Consider the following 26752-nt stretch of genomic DNA (forward strand, 5'->3'; position numbering starts at 1 on the left):
CCCATGCTAGTGCGTGGTTTGCCGTGTCAGTGGATGCGCATTATAGGCAGATTCTGAATTGGTGCAAGGGCTTTTTATATAAAAACCGTTTAAGCGAATAGCTTTTGAACAGATCGTTTTATTTTTAACTATTATGGGTATTTAAAGAACACTTTTGTCCTACAGTAACTATCAGTAATATGGTTTTTATCGTGTTTTGAGGTCATATTTTCATCAGAGTATGGTGAAAGCTTCAATAATTCATTACCATAGCAATGTTTTTAACAGTTATTTATCATTTTTCATTTTTATTAGAGACAATCATATGCAAAAGTCATTTGTTATTACCCTAATTATTGCCCTTATAGGTGCAATCGTTATTTATGCTCTTTCTACCAATGTTCAATTAGTCGTGTCTTTCATCGCTGGTGTTATGTTAGCGAGTCTTATATTCACTTTTGTTCCGTCTTCAACTGCAACTGATTCAAATAAGCCTTATGTTGGCCCAACAATGACACTTTATGTTGGTAACTTGCCTTACCGTGTTCATGAAGGTGAAGTGAAAGCTTTATTCGGCGAATATGGACCAGTTAATTCAGTACGTTTAGTTAGAGATAGAAAAACAGGTCGCCGTAAGGGATTTGGTTTTGTTGAAATGTCTGAAACTGGCGCCAAGAAAGCAATGAACAAGTTAAACGATTACAGTTTCCAAGAACGCACACTAAAGGTGCGTGAAGCTAAATCACAAGAGTCAGATCCATCTGAGTCAAATAAAGAAGACTAAACCCCTTCTATTAGCTGCCTACGGAAATGCACTCTAGTTGCTTAAAACCGTAGTCAGCTAATGTTAATGCTAAGCCTTTATCTATCTTCTTTGTAAATCCCGCTGTTAACCTGCCTACTTTGTTCGTTTTACCTTTAGCTGACCTGTTTATTGTTTCTAATAATGACACCACTCTTATTGCAATGGCTTCGCCGGAATCTAATAGCGTTACTGGATGGCTAATGCACTCAGCTATTTCTTGGCGTAATAACGGAAAGTGAGTGCAGCCTAAAACCAAGGTATCTATATCAGTGCCATTTATCGAAGCCAAGATTGGTTTTATCGCATTTAAGTTTATTGGCTTTCTTTTAGCTTTCTCTTCGGCAATAAGCACTAATTCAGATGAACCAATCAAAGTCACTTCACAGCAACCAGCAAACTCACGGATCAACTCTTTAGTATAAGCTCTTTCAACTGTCCCAGGCGTGGCAAGTAATGCTATGTGTTTGGATTGAGTCAATTGCGCTGCAGGTTTAATTGCTGGCACTACGCCCACCACGGGTATGGTTAGTCGTCTTCGTAAATGCGGTAACACTAAGGTGCTGGCAGTATTGCAGGCAACGACCACAATGGAAGCATTAATGCATGCCACTTGCTTGATGATCAGTGCCACACAACCTTCAATTAATGCTTGTTCTGCTAGGTCCCCATAAGGTAGCCGGGCATTATCAAATAAATAGAAGATATCTTTAGCAGGCATTTTTGTTTGAATGTGTTCTAAAACGGATAAACCGCCGATACCAGAATCAAAAATAAGTATTGGACCTGACAATCTCTTCTCCATAATGCGGGTGATAAAAGCTGTATAGATAAAATTAACCACTTAATCCATTAAGATTAAGTCAATCCGCTGGACATCAGCGTTGTGTAGTATAATATTTGCGCCCTTAATTTACAGCCTATGGTGGAACAAAATGAATTTAGCTGCAATGGATCCTAAAAACTATGATGCGCAACTAGCAGAGAAGCGTATCAAGCTTGAACAGGACTTTGCCGATTTTACGCCGCCTAGTTTAGAAGTTTTTGCCTCAGAACCAGCCCATTACCGTATGCGCGCCGAGTTTCGAGTATGGCACGATGGCGATGACTTATTCTATTACATGTTTGATAAAGTCTTAGATGAGAAAGTGCGCTGTGAGCAATATTTGCCAGCAGGGACTTTAATCAATGAAATGATGACTGCATTAATGGAAGAGCTACGTCCTAATCATGATTTACGCTTTAAGTTATTTCAGGTGGACTTTTTAACCACGCTTAGCGGTGAGATCTTAGTGTCGTTACTTTATCACCGCCAATTAGGTGACACTTGGATAGAGCAAGCGACCCAAATGAAGGCGCGTTTAGCTGAAAAGTTTAACGTCAATATCATTGGCCGAGCACGTAAACTTAAAATCGATTTAGATAAAGACTTTGTGGTTGAGACCCTTAATGTAGCCGGTCAAGAATTACATTATAAACAAATTGAAAATAGCTTTACCCAGCCAAATGCGAAAGTGTCAGTCAAAATGCTCGAATGGGCTATTTCAGCAACCAAAGACAGCACTGGCGATTTATTAGAGCTTTATTGCGGTAATGGCAATTTCACTATCGCTTTAGCGCAAAACTTTGACCGCGTACTAGCAACAGAATTAGCTAAGCCATCTGTTGATGCTGCGCAGTATAATATTGCCATCAACAAAGTCGATAATGTGCAAATCATTCGTATGTCTGCTGAAGACTTTAGTGATGCGATGGCGAAAAAACGCACCTTTAGACGTTTAGAAGGTATTGACTTAGATAGCTACGATTGCAATACCATTTTCGTTGACCCACCACGAGCGGGTATTGACGATGACACCTTGGCATTAATGCAAAACTACGACCGCATTTTATATATTTCATGTAACCCAGAAACCCTAAAAGCAAACCTTGAGGTACTGGGAAGCACCCATAAGATCACCCGTTTCGCTTTATTTGATCAATTCCCATATACCCACCATATGGAATCAGGTGTACTACTAGAACGTAAGTAGGTTCAACACATATTAAAAAGCCGTTATAGGATGAATTATCCATAACGGCTTTTTTATTGCGCAAGTTTTACTATTAATTCACTGATGCTATTTAGTATCAACTTTATGTTGCAGCGCTTCTGCGCCTTTTGCCACCATGCGCAATTGCAGCACTAAGTGATCGGCTAATACTTTTCTGTCAGCTCGTTTCATATCTAAAGCTGATGCCCCAGCGTTAAACACTAGGGTAACTAAAGCTTCTGCTTGTACTCTGGCTAGCATCGGCGTTCTTCCAGCAGTCGCCTCTGTGTAATGAGACAACTCTGAAATAAAGTGTTCTATTTCTCTTGCTACAGCGGCACGAAAAGCCGCTGACGTTCCTGAGCGCTCATGTAATAGAATTCGAAAAACATTGGGATTTGATTCTAATACTTCCACAAACGTGTCAACCGAGATGCGAATGACACTGCCACCCGCTTCTGCGCGCTGGCGACCTTTACGCATCATTTGTCGAAGTGTAAGTCCACCTTCATCAACCATGGTTAAACCAAGTTCATTCATGTCTTTGAAATGACGATAAAAAGAGGTTGGTGCTATGCCCGCTTCCCTTGCCACTTCTCGCAAGCTTAAACTGGAGAAACTACGTTCAGCGCTTAATTGATTAAAAGCGGCATCTACCAATGCACGACGGGTTTTTTCTTTCTGTAATGCTCTTACACCCATGTAAAGATCCATTTAGTAAATGTTATTGCACAGATAATACCGCTTTTAAGCTAAAAACACAGCCCCGAGATACTTGACCGAATAAAGTTGGTGAGCTAAATTAGCTTACAACTGTACGCTCAATAAGAATCATGGATTATCTTAATGAAAAAACCACCGATTATTTGGTTAAATACTGCTTTATTTGCGCTAACACTACTTGGCGCGCTGACTTTAGTGCCGTGGCGTGGCTTTACACATGGCTTTGAAGCTATTGAGTGGATTGCTTTTGTGGTACTTGCCTTTGCTAGCGGCCTTTCAATTACCGCCGGTTACCATAGATTATGGTCCCACAAAGCTTATAAAGCGCATCCTGCAATGCGATTCTTATTTGCCCTTGGCGGTGCATTAGCATTACAAAATAGTGCACTGCATTGGTCATCAGATCATCGCATCCATCATAAGCACGTTGACAATAACGACAAAGATCCTTATTCAGCCAAAATGGGCTTTTGGTATAGTCATATTGGTTGGATGCTACGTGAATACCAAGCCAGTCGTTATCATGATTATAATAACGTCCGCGATTTACAAAAAGATGCCATCGTTATGTGGCAGCATAAACATTATCTTACCCTAGTGGTATTGATGAATATCGCACTACCGGCATTTTTAGGCTGGCTCAATGGCGATATTATTTCAATGGTGCTGATGGCAGGACTATTACGTTTAGTGGTCGTACATCACTGTACTTTCTTTATTAATTCATTAGCCCATGTCTGGGGCAGTCAGCCCTATACCAATAAAAATACGGCTAAAGATAATGGCATGATTGCCTTACTGACCTATGGTGAGGGTTATCATAACTTTCATCACATTTTTGAAAATGACTACCGTAATGGTATTAAGTGGTGGCATTACGACCCAACAAAATGGCTAATTAAGTCAATGCAATGGTGTGGTTTAGCCACTGATTTACGAGTAGTACCGCAAGAGCGAATCGAAAGTGCCAAACTTCAAATGCAATTATTAAGAGCGCAAAATAAGGTCGCACATTTACCAAATTGTGATGAAATAATCGCTAATTTCCAAGCCGAATATGATCTTATGAAGCAACATCTAGTGGATTATTATCAAGCGAAAAAGGTACTGCTAGATGCCAAACGTAAACAACTGAGCAACCAGCAATTAAAATTGCAGGTCGAAGAATTAAAAGCACGTTTGTTAGCCCAAAAGAAAAACTGGAATAACCTCACTGCTGCTTATTAAAGTCTGTTTTAACCCATTAAAAGTAAACGGCTACCTTGCAAGGTAGCCGTTTGTGTTTATGATGGATAATCTTCCTTTTTAAGGGTTACCCATTAATGTCTGAATCGTCAGTTAAACTTACTGAATATAGCCACGGCGCCGGCTGTGGCTGTAAAATTTCCCCGCAGGTACTTAGCACCATACTTGCCTCATCTTTACCCTCTTTTACCGATCCTAAATTATTAGTCGGCAATCAAACCCGTGACGATGCAGCAGTTTACCAACTCAATGATGAAACAGGCATTATCAGTACTACTGACTTTTTCATGCCGATTGTGGATGACCCCTTCACCTTTGGGCGTATCGCGGCCACTAATGCCATCAGCGATATTTATGCCATGGGCGGCACGCCTATCATGGCTATTGCCATACTTGGCTGGCCAGTGAATATCTTAGCTGCAGAAGTGGCTCAAAAGGTTATTGAAGGCGGGCGCCAAGCCTGCGCAGATGCGGGAATAATGTTAGCTGGCGGTCACAGCATTGATGCACCTGAACCGATTTTTGGATTGGCGGTAACCGGACAAATCCCTCTTGAGCAATTAAAGCGCAATAATACGGCAAAAGCTGGCGATAAACTGTATCTCACTAAACCGATAGGGATCGGTATCCTCACTACCGCGCAAAAACAAAAAAAACTCACAGAGCAAGACAGTATGATTGCCATTGATGCCATGTGTCAGCTAAACAAGGCCGGCCAAGATATTGCGGCAATCGCTGGAGTAAATGCACTGACAGACGTCACGGGTTTTGGCTTGGCAGGTCATTTGATTGAAGTTTGCCAAGGCGGCGATGTCACTGCGAATTTAGTATTTAATAACATCCCATTATTAGACCGAGCGCTGCACTACTTAAACTTAGGTTGCACCCCAGGCGGAACCCAACGCAACTTCGACAGTTATCAGCAATACTTACCTAAAATGAGCGAGCAACAAAAAGCGATTCTGTGCGATCCGCAAACCAGTGGCGGCTTGTTGATTGCGGTAAGCGCTGACGCAGAACAACAACTGGTTGCTTTACTTGAGGCGCAAAATATTGCCCCTATTTGCATTGGTGAATTGAGCGCTTCAAATACCAATAGCGCATTAATTACACTGACATAGAGAGTAACAAATGCTTGCTAACATCATTGCTAAAACCGAGTATCAACGTCTTTTCCTTCAGCAGCGCGCGCTCATTGATGTGCGCGCCCCCATCGAATTTAGTAAAGGCGCCTTCGAGCATTCGGCCAATTTCCCGCTGATGAATGACAGTGAACGTACCAAGGTTGGTACTTGCTATAAAGAGCAAGGACAACAGGCGGCTATCGAATTAGGTCATCAATTGGTTAATGGCAAAACCAAGCAGCAGCGCATTGAAAGCTGGCAGCAGTTTATCGCTAAGCACCCCAACAGCTACCTATATTGTTTTCGTGGTGGCTTACGTTCAAAGTTGTCACAGCAATGGCTGAAAGAGGCCGGCATCGATATCCCTTATATTGAAGGTGGCTATAAAGCCATGCGCCAATATTTAATTGATATCATTGATACCGCGGCGACTTTGCAGCCCTTAGTCATTTTAAGCGGCAGCACCGGCAGCGGTAAGACCGAGCTCTTACAACTGCGACCAGAGTCCATTGACTTAGAAGCCATTGCCAATCATCGCGGCTCAAGCTTTGGTAAGAACCTTGAGCCCCAACCAACTCAAATTAATTTCGAAAATCAGCTGGCGACACAGCTACTACAACATCAGCAATTGCCACAACATAAAATCTTGTTAGAAGACGAAAGCTTCTTAATCGGGCGCTCAGCCATACCCAAAGCTTTTTACCAAGCGATGCAAGCCAGTGAGATGATTGTATTAGAAGAAAGCTTAGCGAATCGTATAAACAGAATACATAAAGACTATGTTATTGATAAGTCAGCCGCCTTTATCAATAAATATGGCGCAGAACATGGAAAAGAACAGTTTAGCCAATACCTGCTTAGCAGCATTAATAGCATCAAAAAACGCTTAGGTGGCAAGCAACACCAACAGCTCAGTGCCATTATTGAAAGCGCCATAAATCGACAGTTTTCAATAAACGATGCTAATGAACATTTTGATTGGATTTCAATACTATTAGAGCGCTATTACGACCCTATGTATCAATACCAAATGAGCAAACGTCAGCAAAGGGTGATATTTAGTGGTGATAAAATTGCGATCCAGCAATATTTAGATCAGCTAGCAGGATAATTCACACACTCTGCACTCATAACAACGAACGGTTGCTGTTATGAGTGTCACATAGCAAAGATAGAGCAACCACTTATACTCGTGTTTTAGCTCCATCACTTAACGACCATTAGCGCTCTCATTTAACGAGTAGTTGTGCTATCAAATAACTCAGTGACCTTAGCTTGTAGCCCATGGCGACCCAGTGAGACCCCATCGACCGCTGCATCAATATTCACAGTCACCCTAGACCAAAAACGCTTCGGTGGTGTTGTCAGTGCATGGCCGCCTTTATGGCTAAAGTATGAGCCCCATAAGCCTTGTAATGACATCGGGATTACTGTGACGGGATCTCTCGCTAAAATCGCTTCGATACCGGGTCTAAACTCAGCAATTTCACCATCAACAGATAAACGTCCTTCAGGGAAAATACACACTAGCTCCTCATTACCAAGGGCTTCATGGATTAGCTCAAATGCTTGCTTGTAGGTGGTTTCACACTTTTTAGGTGAGCAAATAGGAATAACTCCAGCATGGCGAAAGAGATATTTTAATAGCGGAATTTCACTGATGGATTTATCCATCACAAAACGAATAGGACGGGTGGATGCACCCATAATAATTAAGGCATCAACATAGCTAACATGATTACAGACAATCACCCCAGCTCCCTGCGCCGGAATATTGAGACGCCCATTAACACTGACGCGGTACATCAAGTGGCTCAACAAGTAACTGATAAAGCGCTGAGCAAACTCAGGTACCTGAGCATACACATATAACGCCACCGCAGTGTTCAACCCAGCAAGGAGTAAAAATAATTGCGGAATACTCCACTCTAAAACGCCAAGTAACAACATAGATAGTATTGCCGCCATCACCATGAATAAGGCATTAATAATATTGTTTGCCGCAATAGCTTGGGCACACTCCCCTGGTGCAGCCCTAGATTGAATAAAGGCATACAAGGGCACAATGAATAATCCACCACTTAAGCCAATAAACAGCAAATCAACCATCAGCCGATAATGCTGCGGATCTGCGATAAAGCTACTAAAGCTGTAAACAAAACTGCTATCTAATGGCGCTGGCGGAATAGCAAAAATTAAATCACCCCCAAATACCGTTAAACCTAAAACCCCAAACGGCAGCACGCCTAACTCCACATGACCATAGGAAATCCGCTCACATACCCACGAGCCAATGCCGATACCAATGGAAAATAATGCCAACAATAACGACACCACGGTGGCATCGGCATACAGGTGTAATTTGGCAAAGTTAGGAAACTGGGTTAAATAAGTGGCGCCCAAAAACCAAAACCAGCTAATGGCGAGAATAGCCATCCAGATACTTGGGGTTTGCCTTACTTTGGCAATACTGCGCCATGTTCCCGTAAAAGGGGTAAAACGAATTTTACTGATTGTGCCTTGTGGCGGTAATGCAGGAATAGCCCGGCTTGATAAGTAACCAGCAATAGATAACGTCACCACAGTCACCGCAGCGCCAAGTAAACTATGCTCACTTGCCACTAACAAACCTGCAGACAAGGTGCCAGCAAGGATCGAGATAAAGGTGCCCATTTCAACCCAAGCATTACCAGTAACTAACTCATCTTCTTTAAGCGTTTGTGGCAATAAGGAATACTTAACTGGGCCAAAGTAAGCCGATTGACTGCCAGTAAGAAATAGCAGCACCAACATCAGCAAATAGCTTTGCGACAATATGGCAAAAGCCGCGCAAGACATGATGATAAGCTCCAGTAATTTAAGTCGTCTTATCAGTCGCGCTTTGTCCATATTGTCAGCCACGACACCTGCATGGGCTGAAAATAAGAAAAACGGTAAAATAAACACTCCGGCAGCTAAATTAACAAACATATTGACGCTAATCGGTAGTGCATCTACCTGGCTGTAAGTCACCAGTAATAGCAGCACATTTTTATAGATATTATCGTTTAATGCCCCAAGGCACTGAGTGATGAAGTAAGGGAGAAAACGTTTGGTTAATACCATGAAACATCCTTATTTTGCCATTCCTGAGGTATAGCCTTGAATATAAATAGATAACAATTTTGGTAAGTAATTTAAGCCATGAATGAAGCTCTGAGTGAACACCCCCTCTCCTTCACGCATTGCATTTGCCCTTAAGCCGCTATTATCAATAATGCTTTGAACAACAAACTAACAGCAAACAAAATTAAAACAATGCTCATAACCCATTAATTTATAGACAGCATGAGTATTTTATAAATGGCGGCCACAAAAAAGCCCTCTACTAGAGGGCTTAAATAAGTCATGTCGAGCTGACTAATTAGTGAGGATATCGTCCCAAGGTAAATTCGGGCTACCTACAACAATAAAGTTTGGATTTTCAAGGGTTTCACGTTCATTATAAGTTAACGGTTGCAGGTTAATATCCATTAACGCGCCGCCTGCTTCTTCTAGAATAATTTGCGCAGCGCCTGTATCCCACTCACCGGTTGGCCCTAAACGCACGTAACAGTCAGCTCGGCCTTCGGCCACTAAACAACTCTTTAATGCTGCGCCGCCTAACACCACTAATTCGCAACTGCTAGGATGACTGAGTAACTTTAATACTGATTGTGGGTCTTGACGACGACTTACCGCAAGACGTAAACCTGATTCATTAATATCAGTAAGTGGTTTACTGCTAATACGCACTTCATTGTTAGCATCACGTTTGTAGGCTCCTAAACCTGCAATCGCGTAGTAACAAACGTTTGTCATCGGCACATACACTATCCCCATCACAGGGCGATTATGCTCAACGAGTGCAATAATCACTGAAAAGTCACCACTACCAGCAATAAATTCACCAGTGCCATCTAATGGATCCACTAACCAATAACGTGGCCACTCGCTACGCTCATTAAAAGGTATATCGGCAGCTTCTTCACTTAAGATTGGAATATCAGGCGTTAATTTAGCAAGTTCAGTACAAATAATTTCATTTGCAGCCAGATCCGCTGAGGTGACAGGAGTATTATCAGATTTTATTTCGCGATCAAAATCACCTTTCAAATAAATATCGCGGATTTTTTGACCCGCCTCGGTGGCAATACTGATGACTTGTTCAATTACTTCTTCTGGCTTCATAACGACTCCAATCGCCAAATAATACTCTGAATAGTGTCAAGTTAGACTAATTTACGATTTATTTGTAGTTAAATTAGATGAGTAAGCTGAAATATTTTAATCATCAGTCAGTAATAACGCTTACAACATCTCAATTGGCTAAATTTAGCCGCTAACACAGTAGCAAGATTAACCTTGTAAATGTTGTTGGGCTAAAAATAATGCACTCACACTTCTCGATTCTGAAAAATCAGTGTTATCCAGTAACGCTTGCCATTCACCAAGCGCCCACGGGATAACTTCAATAGGTTCAGGCTCATCACCTTCTAGGCTGCTTTCATATAAATCTTCAGCAATGAAAATTTGCATCTTACTGGCAAAATAACCTGGCGCTAAGCTTAATTCTTTCAATAAGGTCAGCTTACGACTGGCAAAACCGATTTCTTCTTGTAACTCACGATTCGCGGCTTCAACAGCCTCTTCGCCGGGATCAATCAAGCCTTTAGGAAAACCCAACTCATAATTATCAGTGCCTGCGGCATATTCTTTAGCCAACAAAAATTGACCTTGATGCACAGGCACAATCATGACCGCACCGCGGCTGCCACCACTCATTCGTTCATATTGACGCTCAATGCCATTAGAAAATTTTAGGTGCAGCTGTTCTATCTGAAACAGTCGACTTTTGGCGACAATTTCGCGATGAAGAATTTCGGGCTTTTTATGCCGTGATGTCATTAAAACCTCGTATATGACGAATTTAGTAAGACCAGTTACAATCTTACTACCCTAGCTATATTCTACAACCGGAATTTACATGTTTCCTTGGCATAAGATAGACACAGTTTTGCTCGATATGGACGGCACCTTGCTGGATTTGCATTTTGATAACCATTTTTGGTTAACTTTGGTACCTCAACAGCTTAGTACACAAAAGCAAATTTCCTTAGCCCAAGCGCAGGCGCTAGTCGAGCAGTCTTACCATAAGGTTGTTGGCACCCTAGACTGGTATTGCATTGATTTTTGGCAGCAACAATTAGACATAGATATTCTCACCCTGCATTATTCACTGGTTGAGCGAATTCAAATGCGCCAAGACAGCATGCCCTTTTTAGAGGCGCTCGCTACGGCAGGTAAACAAAGAATCCTGTTAACCAATGCCCATCCTAAAAGCCTAGAACTTAAATTAGAACATACTGAACTGGCAAGAGGCCTAGATGGAATGATGTCGAGCCATGAAACGGGTTATCCTAAAGAGCACCCTGAATTTTGGAAGCAAGCATTCGCGAAGTATGATTTAGATCCAAGCCGCTGTTTGTTTGTTGATGACAATGAAAATATTCTTGAAGCATCACGTTTGGCGGGTGTTGGCTTTCAATTAGGTATTAGCAATCCTGACAGTCAAAAGCCCAATAAGGATTTCATCGATTTTCCTGCCATTGATGATTACCAACTCTTACATCAAGACTTATTAGCTGCAGTTAAAGGCTAAGTGCCTATGGTAGCTAATAATTTATAGCCAATAAAAAAGGCAGCTGATGTGATTCAGCTGCCTTTCAAATTTCTGATGAAGCAGTCGTTACTACAACCCTGGAATCGTGCCCTGATAATTAACAGGGTAATAGCCTTGGCTATCTTGTTTACCCAAAAAGCTTAAAGCTTGGGTTAAATCTTGTGGCTGCTCATGGGTCGGTTTGATCTTAGCACTAACCACAATACGATTATTTTCACTTAAAGTGGCGCTACCTTGAATCCCCATTTTGTTCATTGAGTCATCAGTCATCAATTGCACTTGGCCATCAATACAACTCAACCCTAGGGCGATATCCCCTAAAGGATATTCACCAAACTGATTTTTAACATCAATAGCATTCAAAAATAGCTTGCCGGTTAACTGCTCACACCAAGGCGTACCTTGCTTAAGGCTTTCAACAATTAAACTGACATCACCATCTACCATGGTTCTAAAGGGTAATTTTGCGTTGCCTAATAAAAATTTATTCGGCGCTTCAAAGCGCAAGTTTTCAGCTGAGACACCTGCTAAAGACCAACTAATATCACCCTGCCCACTAACTGGCGTTGCCCGGCTACCAATCTGCAGATCGACATTGAGCTGACCAATAAATAATGTCCAAGGATTTAAATCCCATGACACCTGTTCAATCAAACGGCGATCAATCGACACCAAATCAGCAGAGCCTTGCCACAATGTACCACTAACACCGCTTACCTTGATATTATTGGGTAATGGCGCAATCCCCACTAGCCAATTTGCTGGGATAAATACCACCAAAAAGATCAGGTAAACAAAAACACCTAAAATAATTTTCTTAATCAAACTCACTACTATACCTACTTACTTAGATAACTGAATACGGCGCACTTTGACATAACCTGCCAAGTCAGACTCTGATACATCAACACTTTCTAGGGTTAAGCCTTTTTCTTCAACCAGTTCATGCAAGTAATCAAGTAAGCTGTCAAATGGCACATCGTCCATCCATAATTGGATTTTATTGCCCTGTGGCTGCATACGGGTAATGTCTAAATCATATTGGCCAGCTAATTGGTTCACAATCGAACTTAAGCTGCCTGATGCTCTTGGCCCAGAACCTTGTTGTTTTAAACCGGCAATTTTATTCGCCGATTGTTTAACATAATTTAAGGTTTGCTTGGCTGCTTGATGATCTTTTTCAGCATTGTCTGCCGCAGTTGCAATCGGGCTCCAAATGCCCCAATACAAAATTCCAATAACCACAAACACTGCGCAACTGCCGACTAATTGCTGTTCACGTTGCGCGAGTCCACGCCACCAAATTTGCAAATTTTCCATCTTATTTGCCCTTCAAGGTAATTGTGGTATTCACTTCATTGTCACCGCTATTGATGGCACCCATATCAAACTCATAACGCGCTTCAACCAGTTGCTTGAATTTATCCACGTGATCATAACTTTTTGCCGTCACTTGCATGCGCAGTTCATTACGACTTGCATCAAAACGAATTGAGTTCGGTTTTAAATCAGGCACTTTTTGAAATGACTCTTTCAGACCATCAAGCATGTCAAAGAAAGCAGCACCGCCACCTTGACCTTTAAGACTGCGCAATTGTGAGTCCAGCTGCGAGCGAATATTAACAATCCGGTTTACCCCTGGACTAACACGCTTAAATATCGCTTCACTTTGCTGTTTTATTTCAGCGGTTTGTTGATTCAACTGATGAATGGTTAAGCCTTTATTCACTAGCCCAAGTACGATAGCAATAACCGCTACAATAGCCGCATTTTTCCATAGCATCAGATGCTTGCTGTATTCACGCTTTGGCTGATACACACCGCTTAATAAATTAATCGGTGCCTGTAAAATACCCTTTGCCAATACCATCATCGGAATATCTAATGGTTTCGCTTCCACCTCAGCATTGGTAAACACTAAGTCTTCGCTATAGGCGGCAATTTTTAGCGCAGAATCGGCATCACTTCGACGCGATAGCAGCTCAGGTAAGGCGAAATCTAACCATGTTTTTGGCAAGCTCACACCACTACCTTCACCGGTACGCAGTAACAATTCATCACCCATATCCAGCGCAGCCCAGCAACATTGATCCAACGGTAAGGCTAAACAATCAGGGACAATACTCTTTACTTTAATGCCAGCATCAAGCAGCCAAGATAACCAGTTTTGCATTTGCTCATGGGCCACTGCGGCGACATTTAGCTGCTCACCATCACGGGGGCCAACCACAAAGTGCATGGTTTCAACATCAGAGGCGATGGTTTCTTCTAGCATGAAAGGGAGTGCCTTTAACGCTTGGCGCTGATTTTTTTCAGGCAATGCAATTTGAGTCAATGTCATACTGGCCGCTGGCACCAACACATCCACCGGACGATTGCCCGCGCGCTCAGTCAAACTGGTTAAGCTCGCTGCATCACTTAACTCACCTGAAGCAATAATTTCTTGCTCTTGTTCTGACCATACCAGCCACGAACAAGGACTTGTTGATGTTTTCCCTAATCGGATAAAAAGCCGTTCAGACACTGTCATTCTCCACAAGCTTCAAACTGCCACAGGCCAAACTAGCCAAGGTTAATTGAAGCGGATTGTTACCCATATTCATTATTGCTGATCACCGTATTGACGACTGATCACATCAAACTTGTTATTACTGCGACGCAAAACGCTATCCATTCTAAACATCGCATTATCCACTTTAGCGCCCGCTTTTAATAAGAAGTAATTACTATCGACCACTATGCTCGATTTCATATTACTTTCAGTGGCTAAACTCGCTAAGGAATTATTTTCCCAAAACTCTGCTGCGGTTTCGAAGCCATCTGCAGGTCGTTGGTTAATTAAACTTTCCGCATCGCTTTGGCTAATCTTGTTTTCTAGCATACCCACTAACAATGCTGCTTGTTCAACCTCTAGGGTATTCACATTAAGCAATTGTTGGTTATTACCTGGTATCGCGCAAATATAAGGCAACAAGGTTAAATACACTTGCTGGTTATATCCTAATACCGCCCGCAGCTCACTGCGATGATTCATCAAGGTATTCGCTGCTCGATACGGCGTATTACGAGACTCATAATCGGCATCTTCAGCGCCATAGGGCATTGCTACCGTATCTTCGTCAATATAATCAATCAAAGTATGGGTCAGCCGCTCGGCGCCAAATTCATCCATACCTAGGGCAACCAACAGTGACATATACTGAGTCGCGGCTAATGATAATTTAGGTTGGCCATTTTCAACTTCTGTTGACTTAACTGATAAAGCGTTAAGATTAAAACAAGAACGCATATCTTTAATCTCACCGCCAATTTCGCCGTATTCAGCCGGAAAAATCACATCAGCTAAAGCCCAATATTGCTGTAAATGTACGGTGCCGTCAGCATCTTCCATATCTTGCTTTAAAATCTTTTTACCTAATTCTTCTGCCGAAATAGCATACCAATAGGCTTGATCATACTGGGCTAAATTCAAGGTACGGCGCATGGATAACTGATTACGGCTGGTAATATTGGTCGCAATAATCACCACTAAAGCGACCACCAGTAACACCACTAATAACACGACTCCGCGCTGTTTACGCAACCCCGGCGACTGATATTTCATCATCCGTCTTCACCCGTGCTAGAGCCATCAGTATCATTGTCGTTATCAGTATTATCGTTACTGCCATTATCATCGTTATTGTCGCCGTTACTGGCTGCGGCATCACCGCCACCTTTAGGCAGTAGAAAACGACGCTCAATGATACCTAAGCCTTCAATTTCTAATTTCATCGCGATGCCAAGTGGCAGTTGTGAAGCATCAACTTTACGCTCCCATTTATCACCGACAAAAAACGAATACTCGATGGAGATAACATCTTTAATGATCAAACTTTTTAATGGCTCTGCACCAATTTCTGGCTCAGGGTAAGGATAGTACCAACGCTCTAAGCGGCCTTCTTGCACCACATATGACACCGATTGCAAACTACCCCTTGGCAACATGCCATCAGGGTTGAGCCAACCTAAACGGAAAAACACCAGCGCTTCGGTTTCTGAGTCCAGCATGTTATCGCCCGTTTGAAACACAGTGGTGGTACGCTCGCCGTCTAGGCCACGTTGTGTTCGGGCTACCATCTGGCCTAAATCACGTTCGATAATGCCAAAACCTTGCTGTAAGGCTTTCAAACGGATTGAAAATTCTTTGGTGGCTTCATCGTTTTTCATCACGGTTGACAGTACCGAGTTCGATGCCAGCCCGATCATGGCAAAAATACCAATAGCAATCATCATTTCCAGCAAAGTAAAGCCTGCTTGGCGATGATTGTCGCTGTGTCTTGAGCGCTTAGCCTTCATTGTGAACATAGCTACTCACTTGTGCGACGGTGCGATTAAATCTGTCATCATCACTGACTAATACTCTGATCATTCTGAAATTGTCGTCGGTGGTTTTAATCACTTCCTGACGCCAATACCAATCTTTATCGGCTAACTCTACCTGACCATTTTTAGTGCCCAGCTCAGGAAAAGGCTGCGTTAATCTAACCTCAACCATTTGATTGCTAGCAACCCATTGGGCTAAGGTTCGCTCTTCTAAAATCGGCAGGTTGGCCATTTGATCACCAATGCTTTTGGTGACAGCAACCGCAGCAATAGAAAACACCGCCAAGGCCACTATGACTTCAAGTAAGGTCATACCTTTACTGTATTTCATCAAAGCTTCCTATGGCTAAACGCCCTAATGCATCACCCACCACTAGCACTTCAATCTCTTTACCTTGGTCGTCATCGGTCAAAAAACTCAACTCAAACGTCGACATTTCACCACTGGGAAACAGTAAAATTTGCGGCTCGGGATTTTTCTTTTTATCTTCTTTTGAGGCTTCAATTAATGGCTCATCAAACCAAGATTCATCATCTTCATCTTCTTGAACTAATGGCAAGCCATCAAGCAGTAGACTCAAACTCACACCCGGGTCCATTTGCCTTGGGGCCAGTTGACGATCTTGGGTTATAGGGTGCCATTTTTTTTCATCGTAATAGACAAATTGATATTCATCTTCTTCGACGACGATACCTAAGAATTGACCGCTTAAAATGGTTTCTTCAATCACTAATTCAGTGGTCGCAATAAACTGACGGGCCGTTTTTTTTAACGCTTGCTCAGGCCCTGAAGTACTGGTTGTCATCGTGACGGTAGCCGCAGCTAACCCCATCAATAAGGCAACCAGCAATACTTCTAAGAGGGTGAACCCCGATTGGCGTTTAGATATCATCATCTGCTATTAGACTTCGTGCTTACTGGAAGTTTTGCAGATTCCAGTTGCCGATATCATCTTCAGTTCCCACTTGGCCATCAGGACCGGCACTGAAAATATCAATACGGCCATTTTCGCCAGGACTTAATAGGTAGTAATCGTTGCGCCAAGGATCCTGTGGTAAACGCTTAATGTAACCGTCTGGTCGGTAATTACGTGGCTCAGGTGACGAGGTTGGCTTTTGCACTAACGCATCTAAGCCTTGCTCCGTTGTTGGATACACACTGTTATCTAGGCGGTACATATCGAGGGTGTTTTCTAACGCTACAATGTCAGAAACGGCTTTTTGGATATCAGCTTTATCTTTGTTACCCATTAAGTTAGGTACCACCATAGAGGCCAAAATACCTAAAATAACAATCACGACCATGACTTCAAGTAAGGTAAAACCAGCTTGTTTACCACGGGTTTGATTTCGATTAGTTTGCATTAACAACTTCCTCCGACGCGCACACTCGGTGCGCTAACAATAAATAGTAAATAACTTGGATACTTAAGCGCTGATCAAGTTATTCAATTCTAAAATAGGCTGTAAAATTGCCATCACGATAAATAACACCACCGAGGCCATACTGACCACGAGCATGGGTTCAAATACCCCTAAGGCAATATTCACATTAGATTCAAATTCTCTGTCTTGGTTATCTGCAGCACGTTCTAGCATTTGCTCCAGCTGACCACTTTTTTCGCCTGATGCAATCATATAGAGCATCATAGCCGGAAAAAGTTTGGTATTAGTTAGCGCCGCGCCCAGGCTGGTACCTTCACGCACTCTTGCTGTAGCATCATCCACTGCTGCGCGCACTTTGACGTTTTGCAGCACTTCACTGGCAATACGCATGCCCTCAAGCAAAGGTACAGAACTTGCTGACAAGATACTTAAGGTTCTCGCAAAACGGGCGGTATTCAGGCCTTTACTGACTTTGCCAATAACCGGTGCTTTGAGTAACCAGGTGTCATATTGCATTCTAAAGTTTGGTTTTTTTAGCAGCTGCTTTAGTAGTGCAAACAAACCAATCAGTGCCACAAGCACAAATACCCCATAATTTTGCACAAAATCAGAGGCGAGGATCAAAAACTGAGTTGAACCGGGTAGCTCTTGACCCATATGTTCAAACTGACCAACCACCTTAGGTACCACTGCTGCCAGTAATACGGCAATTACCCCAATGGCAACAATGGTTAATACCATAGGGTAAATCATTGCCTGAGTTAGCTTAGATTTCAGTTGCTGGCGACGTTCGGTGTAATCGGCTAAGCGGTTTAGTACCACTTCTAAATGACCAGACTTTTCACCTGATGCCACCATAGCGCGGTACAAATCATCAAATACGTGGGGGAATTCGGCTAAAGAATCAGCCAAGCTGTACCCTTCAACAACCCGCGAGCGCACCGCCATTACCAAACTGGCAAGACGATCTTTTTCACATTGCTGGCCTACCGCTTTGAGTGATTCCTCAATGGGTAAACCTGCAGCAACTAAAGTGGCGATTTGACGGGTAATTAAAGCAAGCTCTGCAACCGAGATACCACGTTTGAAAAACTTAAGCCCACCGCTTTTGGCCTTGGCTTCTTTTTCAGCAACCGGTTCTAGCTCTAAGGGCATTAAGCGCTGTTCACGTAGCTGACTACGTGCATGACGAGCCGTATCAGCCTCTATCACCCCTTTTTGCTGTTTACCATTGCTATCAAGGGCTTTATATTCAAACGCTGCCATTGATTACTCCTCGCGGGTCACGCGCAATACTTCTTCAAGGGTGGTAACCCCTTTCAGTACTTTGCTCATGCCATCATGACGGATACTTGGAATCGTTTGACGGACATACTTTTCAATGGCTAACTCACCGCGGCCACCGTGAATTAATTCACGAACGTTGTCATCAACAGTGAGTAATTCATGGATACCGGTACGACCTCGATAACCATTATGACCACAGGCTTTACAGCCTTTAGCGCGATAAATCACTCGGGTATCATTGACCGTTATGCCTAATAATTCGCGCTCACGCTCATCTGGCTCATGCTCGACCTTACATTCGTTACACAAGGTACGAATAAGTCGCTGGGCTAATACACCCAGTAAGCTTGAAGACACCAAGAAAGGCTCAACACCCATATCTTGCAGACGAGTAATCGCGCCCGATGCCGTGTTGGTATGCAAGGTCGAAATAACCATGTGACCGGTTAGTGAAGCTTGCACTGCAATTTGTGCGGTTTCTAAATCTCGGATTTCACCAATCATGACCACATCAGGATCTTGACGTAATATCGCCCGCAAACCACGGGCGAAGGTCATATCCGCTTTCATATTCACTTGAGTTTGGCCAATGCCTTCCAGTTCATATTCAATCGGATCTTCAACTGTTAAAATGTTGGTGTCTTTGGAGTTAATCTCAGTTAACCCCGCATACAGGGTGGTACTTTTACCTGAACCTGTTGGGCCGGTAACCAAAATAATACCGTGCGGTTTACGAATTAACGCTTCAAATTCATCTTGGATAGACAGGGTCATACCCAATAATTTTAAATCTAGGTTGCCGGTATTTTTATCCAGTAGTCGTAATACCACTCGCTCGCCATGGCTTGATGGCATGGTAGAGACACGCACATCAACTGCGCGGCCGGCAATACGTAATGAAATACGACCATCTTGCGGCACACGTTTTTCTGCGATATCTAAACGCGCCATCACCTTAATACGTGAAACCAACAATGAAGACAGTTTACGGTTAGGTTTTAAAACTTCTTTCAAAACCCCATCAATACGGAAACGGACGATTAATTGCTTTTCGTAGGTTTCGATATGGATATCAGAGGCTTCTTCTTTAATGGCTTCTGATAACAAGGCGTTGATCAATTTAATGATTGGCGCGTCATCATCACCTTCGAGCAAATCTTCGGTTTGTGGCAGTTCTTCGGCGAGGGTAAATAAATCCATTTCATTACCAATGTCTTCCATCAGCTGCTGGGCTTCTGATGAATTAGCCTGGAATGTGTGGGTTAATTTCGCTTCAAAGTCTTCTACCGGCAGCTTGACTAACACCAGATCTTCACCGGCATAACGGCGCACTTCAAGCATGGCATCAAGTGGGGTATTACTGGTGTAGTAAAGCTTTAGGGCATCGGCTTCTTTGGCCAATGCCAAATTAAAGCGATGAGAAAAAGCAAATGGCAGGCGTTCACGACTGTTGGAGTGAAACACCTCATCATTAAGCTCTTCGGCTTCTAAGCCTAAATCGGTAGACACCTGTGCCAATTGTTCAGTCATTGCTGCTTCACTCATTGGCATCATCTTCTTGTTCGGTTTCTGCAGCTTCAGTGACTGCATTGTCTAGATCTTTTCTTTCGCTAATATGCTTAAGCGCAGGGTCTGTTTCGCGCATCTTAGTTTCTAACTCTTTACCTTCTTTGTAACGATTAAGCACTTCGTTCACTTCATCAGGTAAGTAAGCTTCTTGATCCCACTCAGTTAACACTGGCACATTGGTCTTAGGCATTAAGTTTACGCCGCGCTCTTGTTGCTCAAGTTGCAGGGCGCGGAAGTAGTTATATTTACGACCAGCGATGCCTTCCATGGTGATACCGTCACGAATAATGGTTGGCTTGATAAATACCATCAAGTTCTTCTTTTTCTTACCGCTTGATGAAGACTTAAATAAGTGACCGATAATCGGTAAGTCACCTAAAAATGGCACTTTTTGTACTGACTCTTGTACTTCTTCATTAATCAAACCGCCCAGTACTACAATCTGACCAGAATCTGCCATAACCGTGGTAGTTAAGCGACGAGTTGCAAAGGTCACATCGACACCAGTTTTACCGTTAATACCTGACACTTCTTGCTCAATGGTCAGCTTAACCGCATTACCTTCATTGACTTGTGGTACCACTTTTAATTTAACGCCCACTTCTTTACGTTCAACGGTTTGGAATGGGTTGCTGTTACCGTTACTTGAGTTTTGGCTACCGGTAAGAATAGGTACTTCGTCACCAACGATGAATGATGCTTCTTGGTTATCAAGGGTGGTAATCGACGGTGTTGCAAGTACGTTTGATTTGGTATCACTTGAAACCGCTTGGATTAAGGCGCCGAAGTCACCCATTGCCACGCCCCAAGCCATGCCGTTCACTTTACCTAATGCTTGCGCCAGTAAGGTAATATCACCACGTGAATCTGGGTTTTCAGTACAAGTACCATTTTCGGTACACACTGTAGTGCCTTCTTCACCTTGTGCTTGCCATACACCTGCGCCAATCTCACCTATGGTTGGGCCTAAGTTATTAAACTGAGTACCACCACCAGCAGCTGATGCCCATTGAATACCAAAGCCAACATCATCGCCTTCTGATACTTCAACAATAATCGCTTCTACCAATACTTGTGCACGGCGAATATCTAACTGGTTAATCACGCTTTCAATGGTGCGCATTTGATCCGGTTCAGCGCTGATCACCAAAGCATTGGTATCAACGTGAGCCATAATATTAATTTCTTTACGCTTGCTACCCGAGGTTTTACCCGCATCTTGATCGCTCACGAGTTGGTCAGCAAAACCGGTTAGCACTTCGACTAAATCTTCTGCTTTAGCGTAGCGTAAGTAGCGTACTTTAGTGTTACCAGTGTTAGCTTGCTCAGCATCTAGACGACGAATTAGATCGACCACGCGTTGACGGCTCTTTTCATCACCACTCACAATAACGGCGTTCATACGCTCATCAGCCACCACTTTTGGCGCTTGACCGGGCATTTGCGCTTGATTAGCGCTGGCGCGATAAAGGGTATCAACAATACGGACAATCTCACCGGCTGAGGCATATTCAAGGGATACCACTTCAACAGCTGTATCACCTTGCTTATCGACACGGCGAACAATTTCTACTAATTTATTTACGACAGCTGCGCGGCCTGAAATCATCAATACGTTAGATGGGTCGTAGTTCACTACGTTACCGCCACCAGCATTATCATTAAGCTGGCGCAGTAATGGCGCTAGTTGTTTAGCTTCGGTGTTGTATAACGCCACAATGCGGGTGACCATTTCATCGCCCAAGCCTGGGGTGTTATCATCAGCGACGCGAATAGCTGCAGTTTTGGCATCTTTATCTTTAATGACTTTAATAACGCGGTTTTCCATTTCAACCACGGCATAGCCATACACCTGCAAAACATTGAGGAAGAACTGGTAGTACTGCTCGTCATCTAATAAGTCGTAACTGCGGACGTTAATTTTGCCGCGAACAGTAGGATCAACGATGATGGTTTTATTGAGGTTTTTACCCACAATATTAATGAATTCCTGAATGTCTGTGCCTTTGAAATTGGCAGCATACTGTTCCGACCAAGCAGCTTGAGAAGCCAGCATGGCAATACCGGCAACCATTCCAGCAAATAACTTGCGTCGAATTCCGTAACTCTTCATTATTTTCAATCCTCTACTGCCCATACTATTCTGGCAAACTAAAAATTATTTCAACTAACTGCCCATCACGTTCGACCATGACGCCAATTTCGGTTAATTCTGCTAATTGCCCCATCACTTCTAACGACTGCCCCATATCAGTTAAGTCGTAGCCGTTGATGGATTTGGCTAAATCATTTGCTTTAAAACCTGCTGAGGCAAATAAAGACTTATTTTTGCCCGGGTTTAATCGATAACCGCTGATGCCATCTGCACCGCTGACTGGTGAGATAGCCAGATAGTCGGTTAATTTACCCGGATCGGCTAGTAATTCATCACGTGAATCGGCTAACTCTTGAGAGAGCACACTGCGCTGAACCGTTTGCACGGTGCGATTTTGTTTTGCTTTTTGAAGTGATTCATTGGCTTGGCTTTGAGTGGTGTAATTTAAGCCATCAAGCATTAAGGTTTCATAGCGGCCCGCATTGGTAATAATAATGCGGTCGGCATAAACTTCTTTTAATGACGCTGAAGTGCCTTTGATTTTGTCACCTAGGCTGTAGGTTTCTTGGCTGCCTTTTGACTCGATAACCGCAAGGCCATGTGAATCAGAAGTTGATGCCACCACGCCTGTCAGCAAAATAGACAAGTTAGTTTTAGGGGCATCGGTAATTTGTTCCACTGGAGCGGGCTTTTTCACTTGGGTATCACTGGCACCTTTTTTACCAAACAGTGATAACTGTTGCACACCACTGAGCTCAATACGTTTCGCGCTAGCAGAAGAAGTTGGCGATGGTTGCCATGCTACAGCTTGAGAATTAACAGGCATTAACTTCCAAGTGATCTGAGCAGCAATTGATAGCACGATCACTAACCCTAACCAAAAGAAGGCCGCGCTCAGCTGCTTTTGAGGAAGAGCCGCAACCTTGGTAATAACTTTATCTAATACATCCATATTTGCTTTGACCCTCAGCACAGGTCGCTGTTCTTATTCTGTTAATTTAGGAAATACTGCATCATGCTAACCTACACGGCTTGTCGCAACAAGCCCATAGCATCTGGATTGGCGAAATACAGCTGATTATGCTACATTTGCGCGCTTAAAAAGGCTGTGAGAAATGCCACTATTTAGGCTCTTGCCTCCATTTTACATGTGAAAAATGTCAACCTTGTGAACTCATACCACTTTTGAGGGGGCTTAATGAGCATAGCTCAAGTTAATACTATGTCAGTAAGGTTAGATAAATGGTTATGGGCGGCACGTTTTTATAAAACTCGCTCGCTAGCAAAAGACATGATCAATGGTGGCAAAGTTCACTATAACGGCCAAAGAGCCAAATCGAGCAAACTAGCAGAAGTCGGTGCAACAGTGCGACTTCGCCAAGGGCACGATGATAGGGAAATAATTATTGCTCAATTGTCTGAACATCGACAAGGGGCTGCTATAGCGCAAACGCTATATCAAGAAACGGCTGAAAGCATCAAAAAACGCGAGTTTAATGCTGAAGCCAGAAGATTAAATATCTTAAATAATCCGGCGCCTGAAACTAAGCCGGATAAAAAGCAACGTCGACAACTTAAACGCTTTAAAGAGTTATAAACTTTTTAACGGCACAACAAATTGAGAGACCACATGAGCAAAGATCTATTACATCGCTACTTATTCGATAATGCCGAAGTCCGTGGTGAAATGGTACAACTGGAAAACAGCTACCAAGAAATTTTAGCCGCCCATGATTACCCTGTTGCATTACAGCACATCATCGGCCAATTAATGGCGGCAACGTCATTGTTGACAGCCACCATTAAATTTACTGGCGACATCAGTGTGCAATTGCAAGGTGATGGCCCAGTATCTTTAGCAGTTATCAATGGCAGCAACTTACAGGCCTTACGCGGCATAGCCCGCTGGAAAGGTGAGTTAGCAGATGACGCTTCACTGGCGGAGCTGTTTGGCCAAGGTATTATGGTGATTACCCTAACCCCTGATGAAGGTGAACGCTACCAAGGTATTGTGTCTCTTGAGCATGCTGATTTAGCAGCCTGTTTAGAAGAATACTTCAATCAATCTGAGCAGCTACCCACAGTGATCCGTTTATTTGCTGACGGTAAACAAGCTGCCGGTATGTTGTTACAGGTATTACCGACTGAAAACAAAGAAAACGAAGAGTTCGAACACTTATCTGCGCTGACTCATACTATCAAGTCAGAAGAGCTATTTGGCTTAACCGCAGAAGAAGTGTTACATCGTTTATACCATCAAGAAGAAGTGCGCTTATTTGATCCAATCGATGTCACCTTTAAGTGCAGTTGCTCTAAAGAGCGTAGCGCTAAAGCGCTGGCGACCTTAGAGCAAGCAGAAGTTGAAGCCATACTCGCTGAAGAGGGTAAAATTGAAATGGACTGTGAATATTGTCCTGCTGTTTACAACTTTGACAGTATCGATATTGCGGCAATCTTTGCTGGTAACATGAGTGCAGACAAGCAGCAATAACTGTTACCTCCTCAAGTAAACTTTCAAAAAAAGCGCCTAAGGCGCTTTTTTTATCGCTAAAAATCCCCCTTTCAACTTAAAAAATGCCACTAATTACAAAAAAGTTACCAAACTGTTACTCCTCCGTGCCGTTATTGCGTTATTATTAAATTGCATAGGGATCGCTAATTTAGTGTTCAACCGAACCTTAATTCAGCCGCACCTAAGCCAAACTCAAGCAAGCTAACGTAAGTCATCCTAAACAAAAAAATCGGCGCCATAGACCGATAAACGACCTACTTATGACGGAGAACCACTCGATGACAGATGAAACCAACAGCGTACACCTTAACCTTACTAGCGCTGAGTTAATTGAACTTGCTTTACAACGTAATGAAGGGACATTAACCGCCAATGGCGCACTGGTAGCAAAAACCGGCGCAAGAACCGGTCGCTCTCCCAACGACCGCTTTATTGTTCAAGAAGCCAACACCCAAGATGAAATCGACTGGGGCTCAGTCAACAAAGGTATCGCTGCCGATACCTTTGATGCACTTTGGGGCCGTGTTGAAGCCTACCTTGCTGATAAAGAGCTTTTTGTTTCTGAACTTGAAGTTGGTGCCTCTGATGAGCACTACCTTCCGGTTCGTGTTACTACAGAATATGCTTGGCATCAGGTATTCGCCCGTAATCTATTTATCACCCCAGAAAGCTTTAACCGTGGCGATAAAGCAGTATGGCAAATTATCAATGCACCTGATTTTGTTTGCGATCCTGCCCGTGACGGCACCCACTCCGATGCCGTAGTGATGATTAACTTTGCCGCCAAAAAGGTACTGCTTGCAGGACTTAAATACGCCGGCGAAATGAAAAAGTCGATGTTCTCGGTGCAAAACTTCTTATTGCCAGCAAAAGGGGTATTGCCAATGCATTGCTCCGCTAACGTGGGCGCTAAAGGTGACACTACTTTATTTTTTGGCTTATCAGGCACAGGGAAAACCACCCTTTCAGCCGATCCTAAGCGCTTTTTAATTGGCGATGATGAACATGGCTGGGCACCGGGCGGGGTATTTAATATTGAAGGCGGCTGCTACGCTAAATGTATCGACTTAAGTCAAAAAAATGAGCCGGTTATTTGGGATGCGATTCGCTTTGGCACCGTACTTGAAAACGTGGTGTTAGATGACTCTCGCACTCCTGATTACACAGATACTAGCTTGACTGAAAACAGCCGTGCTGCTTATCCGTTAGAGCATATTGGCCAGCGCGTTGAAGAAAATCGTGGCGCTGAGCCTAACTCGGTGGTGTTTTTAACCTGTGACGTATCTGGGGTATTACCGCCAGTGTCTGTGTTAACCAAAGAGCAAGCGGCTTATCACTTCTTGTCAGGTTATACCGCCAAAGTCGGCTCAACTGAAATGGGCTCGACCGCAGCCATTCAATCGACCTTCTCAACATGCTTTGGCGCACCATTCTTCCCACGTCCAGCAGGGGTTTATGCTGAACTATTGATGAAGCGCATTGAATCATTTGGCAGCCAAGTTTACTTGGTTAATACTGGCTGGACTGGTGGACCTCACGGTGTTGGTAAGCGTTTTGACATCCCTACGACCCGCGCGATTGTCGATGCCATTGTCAGCGGCGAGCTTAAAGACGTTGAAACCATGCATATTGATAAACTTAACCTTAAGGTGCCTGTCGCGGTATCAGGGGTTGAAACTGCATTATTGAACCCAGTAAACACTTGGGCAGATAAAGCTGAATATGCCAAATTTGCTCAGCAACTCGCCGAAGAGTTCACCGCAAACTTTGCTAAGTATGACGTGTCTGATGAGATTAAAAATGCTGGCCCTAATAGCTAGTGTTGAGCCGATGACATATTAACTTGTCATCACGGCGCTACCAAGTTGAAGCCTAATCAAAAAGCCGCAAATCCCCAGTTGCGGCTTTTTTAATGGCGTAATTTACTTTCC

The 26752-nt window shown here is 43.2% G+C and carries 26 protein-coding genes; 9 read left to right on the forward strand and 17 right to left on the reverse strand.

Annotated elements, in window-relative coordinates; all coding sequences use genetic code 11:
- Window positions 1-304 precede the first annotated feature (304 nt).
- The gene (locus Q4557_RS11370) at window positions 305-763 is read left to right on the forward strand and encodes an RNA-binding protein (RefSeq protein ID WP_102436057.1); all 459 of its coding nucleotides are present in this window, start codon (window positions 305-307) and stop codon (window positions 761-763) included.
- A 10-nt stretch (window positions 764-773) separates the two neighbouring features.
- Here the strand turns inward: Q4557_RS11370 and murI are convergent, their stop codons facing one another.
- Window positions 774-1574 (reverse strand): glutamate racemase, encoded by an 801-nt coding sequence (gene murI, locus Q4557_RS11375; RefSeq protein WP_303412811.1) that lies wholly within the window; start codon window positions 1572-1574, stop codon window positions 774-776.
- A gap of 142 nt (window positions 1575-1716) precedes the next feature.
- Here murI and trmA point away from each other — a divergent pair, with 142 nt between their 5' ends.
- Entirely contained in the window at window positions 1717-2814 is a 1098-nt protein-coding gene (trmA, locus tag Q4557_RS11380; protein ID WP_102436053.1) for a tRNA (uridine(54)-C5)-methyltransferase TrmA, read from the forward strand.
- An 87-nt stretch (window positions 2815-2901) separates the two neighbouring features.
- Here the strand turns inward: trmA and fabR are convergent, their stop codons facing one another.
- Complete coding sequence (fabR, locus tag Q4557_RS11385) at window positions 2902-3516, reverse strand: HTH-type transcriptional repressor FabR (protein ID WP_076541308.1); 615 nt, start codon at window positions 3514-3516, stop codon at window positions 2902-2904.
- Between the two features lie 144 nt (window positions 3517-3660).
- Here fabR and Q4557_RS11390 point away from each other — a divergent pair, with 144 nt between their 5' ends.
- The 3 genes from Q4557_RS11390 to mnmH all read left to right on the forward strand — a co-directional run bounded on the left by Q4557_RS11390 (window position 3661) and on the right by mnmH (window position 7017).
- Window positions 3661-4764 (forward strand): fatty acid desaturase, encoded by a 1104-nt coding sequence (locus Q4557_RS11390; protein WP_102436051.1) that lies wholly within the window; start codon window positions 3661-3663, stop codon window positions 4762-4764.
- A 95-nt stretch (window positions 4765-4859) separates the two neighbouring features.
- Complete coding sequence (gene selD, locus Q4557_RS11395; protein ID WP_303412815.1) at window positions 4860-5903, forward strand: selenide, water dikinase SelD; 1044 nt, start codon at window positions 4860-4862, stop codon at window positions 5901-5903.
- A 10-nt stretch (window positions 5904-5913) separates the two neighbouring features.
- Entirely contained in the window at window positions 5914-7017 is a 1104-nt protein-coding gene (gene mnmH / locus Q4557_RS11400; protein WP_102476455.1) for a tRNA 2-selenouridine(34) synthase MnmH, read from the forward strand.
- Between the two features lie 122 nt (window positions 7018-7139).
- On the opposite strand, the gene Q4557_RS11405 is transcribed toward mnmH, so the two are convergent.
- The 3 genes from Q4557_RS11405 to nudE all read right to left on the reverse strand — a co-directional run bounded on the left by Q4557_RS11405 (window position 7140) and on the right by nudE (window position 10832).
- Window positions 7140-9011: an MFS transporter gene (locus Q4557_RS11405; protein WP_303412818.1), complete on the reverse strand. Its 1872-nt coding sequence runs from the start codon at window positions 9009-9011 to the stop codon at window positions 7140-7142.
- Between the two features lie 294 nt (window positions 9012-9305).
- The gene (gene cysQ / locus Q4557_RS11410) at window positions 9306-10115 is read right to left on the reverse strand and encodes a 3'(2'),5'-bisphosphate nucleotidase CysQ (protein ID WP_102436043.1); all 810 of its coding nucleotides are present in this window, start codon (window positions 10113-10115) and stop codon (window positions 9306-9308) included.
- Window positions 10116-10283: 168 nt separating this feature from the next.
- Window positions 10284-10832, reverse strand: coding sequence for an ADP compounds hydrolase NudE (gene nudE / locus Q4557_RS11415; protein ID WP_102436041.1), 549 nt, complete (start codon window positions 10830-10832; stop codon window positions 10284-10286).
- Window positions 10833-10911: 79 nt separating this feature from the next.
- Here nudE and yrfG point away from each other — a divergent pair, with 79 nt between their 5' ends.
- Window positions 10912-11586, forward strand: a complete 675-nt coding sequence (yrfG, locus tag Q4557_RS11420; protein WP_102436039.1) for a GMP/IMP nucleotidase — start codon at window positions 10912-10914, stop codon at window positions 11584-11586.
- A 90-nt stretch (window positions 11587-11676) separates the two neighbouring features.
- Here the strand turns inward: yrfG and gspN are convergent, their stop codons facing one another.
- The 12 genes from gspN to gspC all read right to left on the reverse strand — a co-directional run bounded on the left by gspN (window position 11677) and on the right by gspC (window position 23261).
- Window positions 11677-12438, reverse strand: a complete 762-nt coding sequence (gspN, locus tag Q4557_RS11425; protein WP_303412819.1) for a type II secretion system protein N — start codon at window positions 12436-12438, stop codon at window positions 11677-11679.
- Between the two features lie 12 nt (window positions 12439-12450).
- On the reverse strand, window positions 12451-12927 hold the full coding sequence (locus tag Q4557_RS11430; RefSeq protein ID WP_102436035.1) for a type II secretion system protein M: 477 nt from the start codon (window positions 12925-12927) through the stop codon (window positions 12451-12453).
- 1 nt (window position 12928) lies between these two features.
- Entirely contained in the window at window positions 12929-14131 is a 1203-nt protein-coding gene (gene gspL / locus Q4557_RS11435) for a type II secretion system protein GspL (protein WP_303412820.1), read from the reverse strand.
- A gap of 78 nt (window positions 14132-14209) precedes the next feature.
- Complete coding sequence (gene gspK / locus Q4557_RS11440; protein WP_303412923.1) at window positions 14210-15211, reverse strand: type II secretion system minor pseudopilin GspK; 1002 nt, start codon at window positions 15209-15211, stop codon at window positions 14210-14212.
- Entirely contained in the window at window positions 15211-15945 is a 735-nt protein-coding gene (gene gspJ, locus Q4557_RS11445) for a type II secretion system minor pseudopilin GspJ (RefSeq protein WP_102436033.1), read from the reverse strand. The genes gspK and gspJ overlap by 1 nt, the downstream gene beginning before the upstream one ends.
- Window positions 15935-16303, reverse strand: coding sequence for a type II secretion system minor pseudopilin GspI (gene gspI / locus Q4557_RS11450; protein ID WP_076541330.1), 369 nt, complete (start codon window positions 16301-16303; stop codon window positions 15935-15937). Before gspI ends, gspJ begins: the two co-directional genes overlap by 11 nt.
- The gene (gene gspH / locus Q4557_RS11455; RefSeq protein ID WP_303412925.1) at window positions 16290-16865 is read right to left on the reverse strand and encodes a type II secretion system minor pseudopilin GspH; all 576 of its coding nucleotides are present in this window, start codon (window positions 16863-16865) and stop codon (window positions 16290-16292) included. Before gspH ends, gspI begins: the two co-directional genes overlap by 14 nt.
- A 22-nt stretch (window positions 16866-16887) precedes the next feature.
- Window positions 16888-17337, reverse strand: a complete 450-nt coding sequence (gene gspG / locus Q4557_RS11460; protein WP_102436029.1) for a type II secretion system major pseudopilin GspG — start codon at window positions 17335-17337, stop codon at window positions 16888-16890.
- Window positions 17338-17400: 63 nt separating this feature from the next.
- Window positions 17401-18624 carry a type II secretion system inner membrane protein GspF gene (gspF, locus tag Q4557_RS11465; RefSeq protein ID WP_102436027.1) on the reverse strand — a complete coding sequence of 408 codons (1224 nt, stop codon included), beginning with the start codon at window positions 18622-18624 and terminating at the stop codon, window positions 17401-17403.
- 3 nt (window positions 18625-18627) lie between these two features.
- Window positions 18628-20190, reverse strand: a complete 1563-nt coding sequence (gene gspE / locus Q4557_RS11470) for a type II secretion system ATPase GspE (protein WP_102436025.1) — start codon at window positions 20188-20190, stop codon at window positions 18628-18630.
- On the reverse strand, window positions 20183-22327 hold the full coding sequence (gene gspD, locus Q4557_RS11475; protein WP_102436023.1) for a type II secretion system secretin GspD: 2145 nt from the start codon (window positions 22325-22327) through the stop codon (window positions 20183-20185). The genes gspE and gspD overlap by 8 nt, the downstream gene beginning before the upstream one ends.
- A 25-nt stretch (window positions 22328-22352) precedes the next feature.
- Window positions 22353-23261: a type II secretion system protein GspC gene (gspC, locus tag Q4557_RS11480; RefSeq protein ID WP_303412824.1), complete on the reverse strand. Its 909-nt coding sequence runs from the start codon at window positions 23259-23261 to the stop codon at window positions 22353-22355.
- A 246-nt stretch (window positions 23262-23507) separates the two neighbouring features.
- Between gspC and hslR the strand changes: the two genes are divergently transcribed.
- The 3 genes from hslR (at window position 23508) to Q4557_RS11495 (ending at window position 26641) form a co-directional block, all read left to right on the forward strand.
- Window positions 23508-23906, forward strand: a complete 399-nt coding sequence (hslR, locus tag Q4557_RS11485) for a ribosome-associated heat shock protein Hsp15 (RefSeq protein WP_102436019.1) — start codon at window positions 23508-23510, stop codon at window positions 23904-23906.
- A gap of 33 nt (window positions 23907-23939) precedes the next feature.
- Window positions 23940-24800 carry an Hsp33 family molecular chaperone HslO gene (gene hslO, locus Q4557_RS11490; protein ID WP_076541343.1) on the forward strand — a complete coding sequence of 287 codons (861 nt, stop codon included), beginning with the start codon at window positions 23940-23942 and terminating at the stop codon, window positions 24798-24800.
- A gap of 299 nt (window positions 24801-25099) precedes the next feature.
- The gene (locus Q4557_RS11495) at window positions 25100-26641 is read left to right on the forward strand and encodes a phosphoenolpyruvate carboxykinase (RefSeq protein WP_102476460.1); all 1542 of its coding nucleotides are present in this window, start codon (window positions 25100-25102) and stop codon (window positions 26639-26641) included.
- Window positions 26642-26752 lie beyond the last annotated feature (111 nt).

The sequence above is a fragment of the Shewanella sp. 5_MG-2023 genome (genome assembly GCF_030547465.1).
Lineage (GTDB): Bacteria > Pseudomonadota > Gammaproteobacteria > Enterobacterales > Shewanellaceae > Shewanella.